Genomic DNA, 242 nt, shown 5'->3' with positions numbered 1-242 from the left:
GCAGCGCCGGCAGTGCGCTCAGCAGTGCGTCGACCGTGGCGCCGCCGAGCAGGGAGAAGTTGCACACGATCAGGTCGTAGCGCGCGTTCGATGCACCGGCGGCGATGTCTTCGTAGCTGAGCCGGGCGTAGCGCTGCGGCGGCGCGTCGGGATCGGCGCGGCGCGCGGCGTCGATGAGCTCGCCGATCGCGTCGATGCCGTCGGCGGCGACGCCGCCGGCGCGCAGGGCGCGGGTCAGCCAG

1 protein-coding gene is annotated in these 242 nt (G+C 74.8%); it reads right to left on the bottom strand.

The window, feature by feature from the left end:
• Positions 1-242 (bottom strand): class I SAM-dependent methyltransferase (locus tag HKX41_13080; protein ID NNC25067.1); only part of this gene is annotated, 242 nt, incomplete at both ends.

This window comes from Salifodinibacter halophilus, assembly GCA_012999515.1.
GTDB lineage: Bacteria > Pseudomonadota > Gammaproteobacteria > Nevskiales > Salinisphaeraceae > Salifodinibacter > Salifodinibacter halophilus.
The sequence above is the reverse complement of the archived record's forward strand: the minus strand, read 5'-3'. Positions and strand labels throughout refer to the sequence as shown.